Genomic DNA, 13299 nt, shown 5'->3' on the forward strand with positions numbered 1-13299 from the left:
AATAAAATTCTTGTCAGGCGCTTATGGGAGCTGAGCACGCTACAAGGTCATTTATACTTACGGCAGCAGCAACGAGCTATCGCCGTAGCTCAGAAACCTATAGTTGTTATCCAGGGCATGTTGGTATACGTTGCGCCAGTTCTCGCCGATTAATGCTGAAACCAAGAGCAGCAACGTACTTTCCGGCTGATGAAAGTTAGTTACCAGGCCGGCGCAAATTCTGAAAGTATAACCGGGTGCAATAATGATCTGGGTGCTGGCATGCAGGTGATCGGTATTGTTGCGCTCTAAATACTGCAGCAACGCGGTTAAGGCCTGCTGCGGTGTTGGCAGATCTGTACTTTCATACGCCTGCCACTGGCTTACGTGTAAATCCTGCAAAGGAAGCTGCGGATGCTGGTATACTTTGGCTCCTAACCAGTACAGGCTTTCGAGAGAGCGCATGCTGGTTGTACCAACTGGTATGATCGGGTTGCCCAACTGTGCGAGTAGCCTTTGTAATAAGTTGCGGGTAACGTATAGTTGCTCGGCGTGCATCTCGTGCTCTTCCATTACATCAGCCTTAACCGGCTTAAACGTGCCGGCACCAACGTGCAGCGTCAGGTAAGCAGTATCTATACCTTTCTCCTGAAGCTGCGCCATTACTTTATCAGTAAAATGCAGGCCGGCTGTTGGCGCTGCTACGGCGCCTTGCTGCTCGGCATAAATGGTCTGGTAGCGGGTGCGGTCGTCGGGAGTCAGGTCGCGGTTAAGGTAGGGAGGAAGCGGTAGTTTGCCACAACGCTCCAGTACTTCAGCAAAAGTAAGCTCTTCTGGCTGCCAGCTGAATTTTATCAGGAAATGGCCTTCCTGCTGGGCTTCGCGTTCTGCGGTAAGTGTGCCGCCTTCAAACTGTAAGTATAAAGGGCCGCTTTTCCAGCGTTTGTTGTTGCCTACTAAACACTTCCAGGTACAGCTTTGGGTTTGCTGCATGGCCAGTTGTACTTCGCGGTGCGGCAGTACGGGCTCCAGGCAAAATATCTCTATTATACCACCTGTCTCTTTCTGAAAAAGCAAGCGTGCCTGCACTACCTTGGTATTATTGAACACCAGCAAGGTATGAGCCGGCAGCAATTGCGGCAGATCAGTGAAAGTATAATCTGTGATGGCGCCGGTTTTATAGTATAGCAATTTAGACTGGTCGCGCTCGGGTAGCGGAAATTTGGCGATGCGCTCGTCTGGCAGCTCGTACACAAAATCCTTTATGGCCAGTTTTTTAGGGTCTGTTGTCATGGGTAAGTATAATGCAGTGCAAAGGTAATGCACTTAAATAAAAACTGCTGCCTTACTTTTCGGGAGCAGGGCAGCAGTTTTATACTTTATAAAGCATGGCAGTAATTTATACTTTCTGCCAGTATTGATTTCGTTATTGTATACTTTTCAGGAGGTCTTCGTCAATTGGTTCGTCGTCGTCATCGTCGTGGGTGCGGTCAAAATCTACGTCCTGCAGCAGTTCCAGGCCTTCCATTATCAGCTCGTCTAACTCTTCTTTAGAGCCGGCATCCAGCGTACGCTCAAACAGACCAAGTATTTCCTCGCGCTGCGCGTTCACAAAAATCTCGTGGTATAAGTTGTCGAACAGGGCAATCTTTTTCTGCACGATCTTGTCGATCTCGCGGGTATTTTTTGCCTTTATGGCTTGCAGCAACAGGTCGAGTACTTCTTTGGTGTTCTCATTATCAGCGAGGCGGGTAAAGGCCTTTACAAAAGCAATAGCTACGCTCAGGCGTAAAATCTCGAAACGGTAGTTGAGCTCTTCCGAAGCCTGATTTCCTTTTTGCAGCCGCGACGCTTTAAATGCCTGTTCAAATTTCTGGTATACGCTTGCTGCGCCACCTTCCAGGGCTACAGGTGCTTCGGGGGCGTAGGCTGTCTCTAGTAATAATTCAAGGCTTCTGGCGCTCATGCTTGTTTCGAGGTTTTAGAGAAGTAAGGCTGCAAAGGTAACAGTTTATACTTTGTAACCATACGCCTGGTTCAGGTGATGTACTTAACTATACTTTGCCACAAAAAGTAAAAAGGCTCCGCAGTATTAATTTACTGCAGAGCCTTTTATTATCAGCGTAAGCCTTTTACATATTTTATACTTAAGAGATTGCCTGTTTTATACTTACCATACCCATTGCGGGCAAACCACCTTCCGGAAGTTATTGAGCTTAAAGCCAACTACTACTTCGTGGCTGCCGGCAGTAACCTGGTTCATTTCTGAAGTAGCAACTTCGTAAGAATATCCCACATCAAACAAGTGGCCCAGGTTTAAGCCTGCCATTACGGCCCAGGCATCGTTGTGGCGGTAAGAGGCGCCGCCCCAGATATACTGCGAATACATTACCCGCAGGTTGGCATCAATGGCAGGGCTTGCAGACGAGGTTGCCTTTACCATTACAGAAGGAATCAGGGCGACATCTTTAGAGGGGTAAAAACGCAAGCCGGCTGTGGCATATAAATGAGGAAGCAAGGTCATGTTTGGTTCTTCGCCCTGCTTAAAATCGTTCTGGTTGCGAAGTAGTTGCGTGCCCGCCAACCCCACAAAAAAATCCGGGCTGTAAAGCCACATGCCCACGTTCAGGTCTATTTTAGTGGTGTTAAGCCTGTTGTCTGCCAGGTATGGGTCGTTGGGGTCTGGTACACGAGCCTCGATGGTGCTAATGCTATAGTTGGTTACGCCACTGGCTAAGCCGCTGGAGAGCGTGAGGTAACGGCTTACAGGCAAATGGTAGGAATAGCTTGCGTTTAATGTTGATGAGCGGAGCAAACCGGCCCGGTCTACCTGTGCTACACCACCCCAACCATGATGAGGCGCTGCTTTCTTATAGCTGTTTTTTCCTGCAAAGCCAAAGCGGTTTGATTTACGAGCTTTAGGTGAGCCGCTTGTACTGGCATTGCCAATAGAGGAGTGTAAGGTAACATAAAAGCTTTCTGGAGCTCCTTCTACGCCTATCCATTGGCTCCGGTAGCTGGTGCGCAGATCGGTATAGCTTTCTATGCCGCCTACAGCTGGGTTAACCAGGTAATTGTTAAGCATATACTGTGTGTATTGGGGGCGCTGCTGTGCGAACGCCCCGCTTATACTTGCTACTAATGTCAGAACTATGGCTGTAAGTCGTTTCATATCTGCAGACTTGATTATTTAATGATGGTTATACTTCCCGAAAGCGGCACTTCCTTATCGTTCAGGTAGATCACATAGTAGTAGGCACCCATTGGCAGCATCTTGCCGTTCCGGGTTCCGTCCCAAGGCTCTTTATATCCCTTCGATTCAAAAACCTTTTCGCCCCAGCGGGTATAAATGTGCACGGTACATTCCGGGTATTGCTCAATGTTCTCGATTCTGAAGTAATCGTTGAGGCCGTCTCCGTTAGCCGTGATAGCATTGGAGGTTATCACTTTTGGAAGCACTGTGATGGTAACCTGCTTTGTGGTGGTGCAGCCACCTTCGGTAGTTACCGTAACAGTGTAAGTTGTGGTAGTTTTAGGGCTGGCAAACGTATTGGCGCTATTTGGTGCAGATAAACCTTCGGCAGGAGACCAGGAGTAAGCCACGCCACCTTGTGCCGATAATTGCACGCTCTTGCCGGTAGTTATAGTTACATCGGGGCTAACAGTTACCTGCGGTGCTGCCACACGAACCTGTACCAACTGGCGCTCTGAACTGGCACAACCTTTTTCATTTACTGCCTGCACAAAGTAGGCGGTTGTGGCATAAACTACAGGGGTAGTATAAGTAGTGCCAATATGTAGTAAGCGTCCGCCTGATGGTGCGTCGTACCACTCCAGTTGCTGGCCTGTTGCGGCAGTTGCCTGCAACGTGGCAGCTCCACCCGGGCAAATAGTTGCAGCAGTAGCTATAGGTTTAGCCGGAAGTGGTATAACTTCTATCTTCACAGCCTGGCTTATACTTTCAGCACATGGCCCGGTAGCTGTTACTTTTCTTCTGAACCAGGTTGTTTTAAAGTATGCTGTAGTTGGTGCATAATGCTGGGCTGTTGCGCCGGCTATATCCTGATATGTAATCCCGTTCTCGCTGCTCTGCCACTGGTAAGTATAAATGCCATTGCCGCCACCTGGCATAGAACCTGAGATTCTGGCAGGGATTGCGCCACTGCAAATAAGCTGGTCGGTAGCTATGGTATTGTTTGCGACAGGAGAAGAAATTGAAACCGTAACTGCGCGCCGTGTGCTGCTGGTACAACCTTCTGTATTGGTAGCGCTTACATAATAAGTGGTGGTAGCCGTTAAGATGCCCGTAGTAAACGTAATGCCTGTACCTAGTAAGCTGCCACCTGTTGCTGCATTATGCCACTGATATACTATACCTGAACTTGCGTTCTTAACAGCTATAGTTGTGCTGCTACCCTGGCAGGTTGTGGTATTGTCTGCAAGTGGGGTAGTCGGTAGTGGAGTTACAGTGATCTTTACCTCGTTGCTTATACTTTCAGGACAAGCCCCGGCTGCTTTAACTTTTCTTCTGAACCAGGTGTCTTTGGTTAAAACTACAGAAGGATACTCCTGGCCGTTAGTGCCAACTAAAGATTTATAGGTAAGGCCATCTTCGCTGTATTCCCACTGGTAGGTAATAGCACTGCCGCCACCTGTTGGCTGAGAGCCGCTAAGTTTTGCCATAGCACTACCACTACAGATCATTTGCTCAGTACCGATGGTATTGCCAACGATAGCTGGAACAACGTTTACTTCTACAGTCTGGGCGTTGCTGTTACAGGCAGGTGAGGTTGCCGTGTAAGCAATAACTGTAAAGGTAGTATTAGTGCTAAGTGCTTCGGTCTGGTAAGTAGTGCCGGTGTTTAAAAGCGCACCATTTTCATCAAACCATTTATAAACAAGCGCCGGATCAGGGGCCGTAACAAACAGATCAGCGCTGCTGCCTGTACAAACTGTAGCTCCTGAAATTTGGGGTATATCGGGTTTGGCTACTACGTTTACATCAACCTGTTTTTTAACCGTGCTCACACACCCTGTTGCCGTTACAACCTCCACATAGTAAACTTTGCTGGTATAAAGCCCTGTTGCCGAACTATAGGAAATACCTGTACCGATTAAGTCGCTTCCGGCTGCATCGCTGTACCACTTATAAGTCAGGGTCGGGTCCGGATTATTCACCCATAGCTTAACCGTTTCGCCGGCGCATACGGTTGTACCTTCTACAACCGGTGTGGCAGGCATTGGGGTTACGGTTACCTGTACAGCTCTGCGGCCTAAACTTGTGCAGCCTGTCTGGTTAACAGCTTCTACAAAGTATACATTGCTCAGCTGAAGGTTAGAAACAGTATACCCTGAACCTGTTGCAAGCAATGTACCTCCTGCAGCAGCATCGTACCAACGATAGGTCAGGGCTGCATCCTGGTCAGTTACTGTTAAGGTTACACTTTCACCTGCGCAGATGGCTTTGTTACTTGCCGCCGGTACGGCTGGCGCTGGCATAACCTCAACTGCTACTGCCTTGCGTGCACTTACACAACCTGAAGTCGTGATTGCCTCTACATAGTAGGTTTTGTTGGAAGTTAAGATATCGGAAGTATAAGTCGGGCCTGTAGCAAGTGCTGTTCCACCTGTGGCAGCAGCGTACCATTTATAGGTCAGGCTCATGTCTATCTGAATAACCGACAAGGTGGCGCCAGACCCGGCACAAATGCGTACATTCTCCGCTTCAGGTACTTCCGGTATAGGTGTTACCAACACGTTTATAGCCTTGCGCTGGCTGGCGCAGGCCTGTGCGGTATTTGTATAAGCTTCTACATAAAATAAAGTGTTAGAACTCAGGGCTGAGGTAGTATAAGAGGAACTGTTGCCCAGCAGTTTGCCGTTCCCATCGAACCAGCGGTAAAGCAGGGCAGGGTCAGGAGCGGTAACAGCCAGCGTGGTTCTGTCGCCGGCGCAGATGGCTTTATCAGCAGCTTGTGGCGTGGCCGGTACTGTTGTGCCTGTAATTACAACTGCTCTGCGTGGGCTGGTGCAACCTTGTGCGTTAACTGCCTCCACATAAAATGTAGTAGAACCTGCCGTTGCTTCATACTTGTAGAAGGAGCCAGTAGTAATGCTGCTTCCGCCTTCAGGCACAGTATACCAACGGTAGCTGATGCCCGCTACAGGAGTTGCTATACTTATGGTGGCTGTAGTGCCGGCACATACTGTTATGCTATTGGCTACAGGCGCTGAAGGTAAAGGCACAACTGTGATTTTAACTAAGTTACTGTAGTGTTCCGGGCAGCTGCTGTTTCCTTTTGCTTTTCTTCTGAACCAGGTAGTTGCGGTAAGGATTTCAGGTGCAAGGTCCCTTCCGAAAGCATCCGGGATAACTGTAAAGTTCTGTCCGTTTTCGCTGCGCTCCCACAGGTAAGTATAATCGCCCCCTCCGCCAGCTGGCAACGTACCGGTCAGTTTAGCGAATGTGTCGCCGCTGCAAATGGTCTGGTCGGCGCTAATGGTGTTATTGGTGATAGTTGGCGTTACAGATACAGTTACCGTTGTGCGGGTGCTGCTGCAGGTTGTAGTGCCGCTTGTTACAGCTTCTATCTGGTAAACAGCGCTGCTGTACAGGTTATCGGTTGTGTAAGAGGTTCCTGTAGCTATTTGAGTTCCGTTCTCATACCAGCGGTAGAGTAAGCCAGGTGCTGTGTTTTTCACCCATAGTGTAACCGATCCTCCTTCACATACTATAGCATTATCAGCTTCTGGTGTGGCAGGTAAAGGCGATACGCTTACTACTACAGCTTTACGTGACGGGCTGGCGCAACCTGTTATAGTTGTGGCTTCTACATAGTATGTTGTGTTGGCATTCAATATACCCGTCGTGAAAGTATAACCTGTAGCGAGTAGTGTGCCGTCGGTGGCTGCATTGTACCAGTTATAAATAAGTTCCTGGTCCGGATTCTCCACCATAATCTCAGTAGATGATCCTGCACAGATAGAAACATTGCCGGCCATTGGCGTAGCCGGGAGTGGCTTAACATCTATAACCACCGTTGCTCTTGCACTTGCACAACCTGTAGTACTTACTGCTTCCACAAAATAGCTTCTGTCAGAGGTTAGTGCCGTTGTAGTCAGGGTGGTGCCCGTGGCGATCGGGGTGCCCCCGGTTGCTGTGGTATACCAGTTATAGATAAGTGCCGGGTCAGGTAAGGTAATTTCCAGTTTAGCTATACTGCCAGAACAAACAGTGGCATTTTCTATTTCAGGTATGCCCGGAAGTTCAGTAACTATAACATTAACACTGCTTCTATCGCTTACACAGGCGGTGCTGGTTGTAGTGGCGGCTTCTATATAATAGGTGGTGCTGGCGATAAGTTTATCGGTAGTATAAGAGTTTCCGGTGCGTAACAGGTCGCCGGAGGCATTGTACCACCTGTATACCTGCGAAGAAATAGGGGCTGTAATTGTTAGCGTTGTAGCCTCTCCTGTACAGACTTCCCTGTTGGTTGCTACAGGTGTTCCTGGTTTAGGAGTAACAGTTACGGTAACAGCGCGGCGGGTACTGGTGCAACCATTACTGTTCATGGCTTCTACATAATAAGTTGCTGTAGCCTCCAGGTTGTATACCGTAAACGACTGGCCGGTGCCAAGGCTATTACCGCCAGTGGCTACGTTGTACCAATTGTAAACCAGGTTATTATCAGGTGTGCTGATAGTTAGACTAGCCTGCCCATACTGGCATATAGTTATACCTTGTGCTGCAGGTGTTGGAGGTTGTGGTGTGATGGTAATTTTTACGATGTTACTTACTGCAGACTGACAGGTACCGGCCGCGCTAACTTTTCTTCTGTACCAGGTAGTGGTAGAAAGTGTGCCTGGCGATAGGTTTCTTTCGGTAGCTCCCAGCAGGGTGTTGAAGTTAATGCCATCGGTGCTGCGCTCCCACTGGAAAGTATAATTTCCTTCGCCGCCTGTAGGTGCAGAGCCTGTAAGAAGTGCCGCAGTACTGCCGCTGCAAATAGTCTGGTCGGCACTGATGATGTTATTGGCAATGGCCGGTGTAACGGTAACATTCACAGTTCTGCGATCGGCGCTGATGCAGGTAATGGCATTATTTGTAACTGCTTCAACATAGTATTCAGTGCCAGACTGAAGAGCGGGTGTTGCGTAAGTTATACCAGTATAAATGTTTAAGCCGTTTGAATTATACCACTTGTAGGATACCCCGGCTTCGGGAGTGATAACTGTAAGTATGGCACTCTGGCCGGCACAAACAGTTGTGTTATTAACCTGCGGAGTCAGTGGGAGAGGAGTTACGGTTATTTCTACTGCCTGCCGGGCCGGGCTTACACAACCTGCTGCTGATTCAGCCTCAACATAATAAGTGGTGTTTGCACTTATAGCGCTGATAGTATAACTCTCTCCTGTAACCAGTAAAGTGCCATCGGTAGCAGCGTCGTACCAGTTATAAGAGATGCCATTTTGCGGATTTTCAACAGTTAGGGTAACCGTAGAGCCTGCACAAACAGACTGGTTATCTGCTACCGGAGTAGCGGGTAGTGGTGTAACATCTACGGTAACTATAGTTCTGGCGCTGGCACAGTTTGCGGCATTTACAGCTTCTGCATAATACGTTTTGCCGGAGGTAAGAATGCCTGTAGTAAAGCTTGTACCGGTAGCAATGGCGGTTCCACCTGATGCAACGGTATACCATTTATACACCAGGTTTGGGTCGGATACTTTTATAGTTAGTGCAGCTGTGCTTCCGGAGCAGGTAGTGGCATTATCTACAAGCGGAGCAGCCGGTGTTGGGTTAACAGAAACAAATACGGTTTTGCGGCTGCTCACGCACACTGGCGAAACTGTTGTGGCGGCCTCTACATAAAACGTGGTACTGGCATTTAGAACGTCGGTTGTGTAGGAAGTGCCACTTGCCAGCAATATGCCTGAGGCGTTGTACCACCTGTAAGTGAGTCCGGTTACTGGGCTGGAAACTGAAAGCGTTGTAAAAGCACCTGCACAGATAGCTTTATCGGATACAACCGGCATGGCTGGAAGCGGGGTTACCTGCACCGTAACCGCTCTGCGCGGGCTTACACATCCGCTGGCATTAAATGCCTCTGCATAATAGGTTGTATTGTTACTTAATTCAGGCGTTGTAAAACTGGCTCCGATAGCGATGGTGCTACCACCTGAGGCTATATCATACCAGCGGTAAGTTAGTGTTGGTTGAGCAGAAGTTATACTTAATGTTGCTGTAGAGCCAGCGCAAATGGTTGGGCTGTTTACAACCGGTATTCCTGGCAGAGGGATTACGGTTATCTTAACTGGTGCGCTTATACTTTCCGGGCATGGGCCATTGCCTTTAACTTTTCTTCTGAACCAGGTATCTGTAGCCAGGGCACCTGGTACATAGTGTTGTGTTGTAGCTCCGGTAACAGGCGCAAAGTTTAACCCATCTTCGCTACGTTCCCATTGATAAGCATACTCGTTTCCTCCGCCTGCCGGCATACTTCCTTCCAATCTGTCTGGTAAATCGCCACTGCATATCTGCTGATCTGAAGAAATAGTATTGTTTGTAACTACTGGTGTTACAGTTACTGAAACTGTAAGACGGGTTGCGCTTGTGCAGGCTGTGGTTGTATTTGAGATGGCCTCTACTTCATAGGTGTTGCTGTAAAACAGGGCATCCGTAGTATAAGATATGCCAGTGGCTACCTGTGAGCCGCCTTGATACCATTTGTAAATAAGCCCCGGCTGTGGATTTTTAACCCATAATGTAGTGGTTTGGCCCTCACAGATAGTGGTATTGTCGGCTTCCGGCGTTGCAGGCAGTGGCGTAACACTTACCAGTACTGCTTTACGGGATGCGCTCACACAGCCATTGGCTGTAGCAGCTTCAACATAAAAAGTAGTATTAGCTATTAATGCAGGAGTAGTATAGGAAATGCCGGATGCAAGCAGGGTACCGCCTGTAGCAGCGTTGTACCAGTTATAGGAAAGGGTTGCATCAGCCGAGGAAACAGTAAGCGATGTTGTGGCTCCGGCACAAATAGCAACATTGCTAGCAACTGGAGTGGCTGGAAGTGGCGTTACGTTTACTGTTACTGCTCCGCGTGCTGTGCTTTTACATCCTACTGCTGTTGTTGCCTCTACATAATAGGTTTTGCCTGAAGTAAGTGCATCTGTAGTATAAGTTGGTCCTGTTGCTATGGCTGTTCCGCCGGTTGGTGAAGTATACCAGGTATAAACCAGGCTGGCATCCGGAGATGAAATCGCAAGTATGGCCGGCGTGCCGCTGCAGGTAGAAACTGGTGCCAGAATCGGAGTGACTGGTACCGGGTTTACAGTAACTTTTATAGCATTGCTTATACTTTCCGGGCAGGTGCCTGCTCCTGTAACTTTCCTGCGGAACCAAGTGGTAGCAGTAAGTGCTCCCGGAGCATAGTCTTTTCCGGTTGCGCCTGTAATAGCCTGGAAATAACTGCCATCTGTACTTTGTTCCCACTGGTATTGGTAGCCTCCTGCTCCGCCTGTAGGTATGGCCCCAGCTATACTTGCCGGGGTAGCGCCACTACATAATTCCTGGTTGCCAGTAATGCTGTTGTTAGCTATAGCTGGTATTACATCAACCGTTATTGCTTTTTTCGCGCTGGTGCAACCAGGGGATGCTTTTGTAACAGCCTCCACATAAAAAGTAGCGCTGGCGGAAAGCGGAGCCGCTGTGTAGCTGGTGCCGGTTGCCAGCAATGTGCCACTACTATCATACCAACGGTAAAACAAAGCAGCATCGGCCACTTTAACAGTAAGTATGGCATTGCTTCCGGCGCAAACTGTTATATTATCTGCATCAGGCTGAGCTGGTAGAGGAGTTACCGTTACATCTACGGCTCTGCGTGTTGTTATACAGCCTTCTGCTGTAGTTGCTTCTATGTAGTATGTTTTATTAGAGGTAAGAACAGGGGTTGTATACGAAATGCCTGTCGCTAAAATTGTTCCTCCTGAAGGTACATCAAACCAGCGGTAGGTAAAGCCTGGCTCAGGATCGCTGACTGCTAAATTTGCCGGAGAGCCCGAACAAACTACATTGTTGGTTACACTAATGGAAGCTGGTAACGGCGAAACGGTTATACGTATGGTGTTACTGATGCTCTCGGGGCAACTACTGATTGCCCTTACTTTGCGGTTAAACCAGCTAGTGGTTGTAAGCGCGCCAGGCAAATAATCTGCTCCGTTGGCACCGGCTATATCTATAAACAGAATACCATCGGTGCTTTTTTGCCACTGGTAAGTATAACCTCCACCCCCTCCTGCCAACTGAGGCGGTATTGTACCTGACAGGCGTGCAGCTGTGCCGCCACTACAGATTTCCTGGTCTGCGGAAATTATGTTGTTTGAGATTGGAGCTGTTACAGTTACACTTGCTGCTGTGCGTGTAATGTTATAGCAATTTGTGTTGGAAGTAGTGGATGCAGCTACATAAAATGTGGCATCGGCGGTAAGTGGCTGCGGAGTTACAAAGCTTGGCCCTGTACCAATTTCGGTGGTGCTGGTAGCAGAGCTGTACCACCTGTAAACAATGGTAGGGTCGGCGTTAGAAACTGTAAAGGTAGCGCGTGTGCCGTAACAGGTATAAGTATTATTTACTATTGGTGTGGCAGGTACCGGAGTTACTGTAATTTTTACGGCATTGGATTCTTCTCCGCAGCCTTGATTGTAAGCAATTCTTTTATACCAGGTTGTTTGGGAGATAACCGGTGGTGTGTAATCTTTATCGCGTGCCGTCGAAATTGGATAGTAGCCTGCATTTGGGCCGGTGGTGCTCTGAAACCACTGAAAGGTCATAGACTGTGGCGCGTTACCTGTCAGCATTTGTGGGCGTGTACCAGCGCAGATTTCCTGATCAGAGCCTATCAGGCCTGAGTTACCGACAGTAGAAGAAACCGTAAGCTGTGCAATAGTGCGTGGCGAAACACAACCTTCGGGCGTAATGGCCTCGATCTGGAAATAGGTATTGTTAGCGGGTGTTTTCGTATAAGATGTTCCCCAAACCAGCAATGCGCCATTGTTATCGTACCAGCGATAGCGAAGATTAGGGTTGGCATCTTTAACCCATAAGGTAGCACTACTGCCTGTGCAGGCAGCTACATTCTCCACAACAGGTGCAGTCGGCAGATCTGTTATGGTAATTATCTGGATATCTGTGGCTGCTTCTCCGCAACTGTTGGTAGCTGTTACACTTACCTCATAAGAACCTGGCAAGGGGAAGTTAATGCTGGGGTAGGCAGCTGTAGCCGTAACTATTCCATTCACCTTCCAACTATAGGAGCTGATTGTGCCAGAATTTGCAGTATACTGCGGGGCGTGATTGGGGCTGGTGGTAGAAAAGGCAATAACCTGAGGGCCGCAATAACCAATGTCTGCAGGCAGGGTAACAGTTGGCGTTTTACATTGTGCAAAAGCTTGCTGCTTCTGAATACCTAAAACAAAGAATAAAATGAGGAGTAGTAAATGTATTCTCATAAGCCTGCCGTTATCATATGTTGGTTATTGGTTGCACAAATCTGAAAAGTGCAAAAAAGAAATAGAGTGCGGTTGTATTAAATAAATTGTAACAATATAATAGTGTTCTGCTGCAGCTGTTTAAACCTGCAGAGGAGGTGCTATTGCCTGTTAATTGAAAGCTAAAATTCTGATTAGTAAGCAATATTGCAATTATATATAGATTGTGAAGCCTGCAGGCGTTTGTTGCCTATGTTACCTTAGCTTGATTTCTTTCCTTTTTCTTGTAGTTGTTTAAGGTTAATATGACCAGGTAGGGGGTGTGAACTATTGTACTTAATTTATAGTTGCTTTTGAGCTTCTAGCGCCTTGTTGCCAATTGATTAGGTTAATTAATTATACTTATTGGTTGTAATTGCCCAATCTGTCATTATTATAGTTTAAGGCCGATGTTACCTATAAGGTAAAAGTTTCCGGATTAGGGCGCTGCAAACTAGAAAAGTCAGCGCTTTTATCTGGCTTTCATACTTGAGGAGTAGGTGGCTTTCTAAAATGAATTATGCCTGCCTTTTTGGTTAGGAGCAGTCAGTCCAATAAAGCTTTTTGAAGAAAAGTTAATAGAACCGCAGCTTGGTCTTAGAAGTGGGTACTATAAATCAGCAGTAAATTGCTTTTGACCTAAGCCGGGCCAGCTCATATAGGTTATTCAGAACAATTGCTTGTCTTTCGTTTTAAACGATTTTGAAAAGAGGTGATTAACTTAATTCGGGTATATGCAGCGTATTGGTTTCTCTTTTGGACTTTATAATTTTTATTGTACTGTATTTTTGT

The 13299-nt window shown here is 47.7% G+C and carries 4 protein-coding genes; all 4 read right to left on the reverse strand.

The genetic code is table 11. The features are described from left to right. Positions 1 to 57: 57 nt before the first annotated feature. The 4 genes from LWP20_RS05135 to LWP20_RS05150 all read right to left on the reverse strand — a co-directional run bounded on the left by LWP20_RS05135 (position 58) and on the right by LWP20_RS05150 (position 12489). Positions 58 to 1272 carry an S-adenosylmethionine:tRNA ribosyltransferase-isomerase gene (locus LWP20_RS05135; RefSeq protein ID WP_242927038.1) on the reverse strand — a complete coding sequence of 405 codons (1215 nt, stop codon included), beginning with the start codon at positions 1270 to 1272 and terminating at the stop codon, positions 58 to 60. Positions 1273 to 1405: 133 nt separating this feature from the next. Beyond that, entirely contained in the window at positions 1406 to 1945 is a 540-nt protein-coding gene (locus LWP20_RS05140) for a hypothetical protein (protein WP_242927039.1), read from the reverse strand. 204 nt (positions 1946 to 2149) lie between these two features. Continuing rightward, positions 2150 to 3151 carry a PorP/SprF family type IX secretion system membrane protein gene (locus LWP20_RS05145; RefSeq protein ID WP_242927040.1) on the reverse strand — a complete coding sequence of 334 codons (1002 nt, stop codon included), beginning with the start codon at positions 3149 to 3151 and terminating at the stop codon, positions 2150 to 2152. A gap of 14 nt (positions 3152 to 3165) precedes the next feature. Continuing rightward, positions 3166 to 12489 carry a T9SS type B sorting domain-containing protein gene (locus LWP20_RS05150; protein ID WP_242927041.1) on the reverse strand — a complete coding sequence of 3108 codons (9324 nt, stop codon included), beginning with the start codon at positions 12487 to 12489 and terminating at the stop codon, positions 3166 to 3168. Between the last annotated feature and the right edge of the window lie 810 nt (positions 12490 to 13299).

Source organism: Pontibacter vulgaris (assembly GCF_022758145.1).
Taxonomy (GTDB): Bacteria; Bacteroidota; Bacteroidia; order Cytophagales; family Hymenobacteraceae; genus Pontibacter; species Pontibacter vulgaris.

What these genes read in the sequence shown, in the direction of transcription:
- LWP20_RS05135 (WP_242927038.1), bottom strand. Translation starts at nt 1,272, where the DNA reads ATGACAACAGACCCTAAAAAACTGGCCATAAAGGATTTTGTGTACGAG.
- LWP20_RS05140 (WP_242927039.1), bottom strand. Translation starts at nt 1,945, where the DNA reads ATGAGCGCCAGAAGCCTTGAATTATTACTAGAGACAGCCTACGCCCCC.
- LWP20_RS05145 (WP_242927040.1), bottom strand. Translation starts at nt 3,151, where the DNA reads ATGAAACGACTTACAGCCATAGTTCTGACATTAGTAGCAAGTATAAGC.
- LWP20_RS05150 (WP_242927041.1), bottom strand. Translation starts at nt 12,489, where the DNA reads ATGAGAATACATTTACTACTCCTCATTTTATTCTTTGTTTTAGGTATT.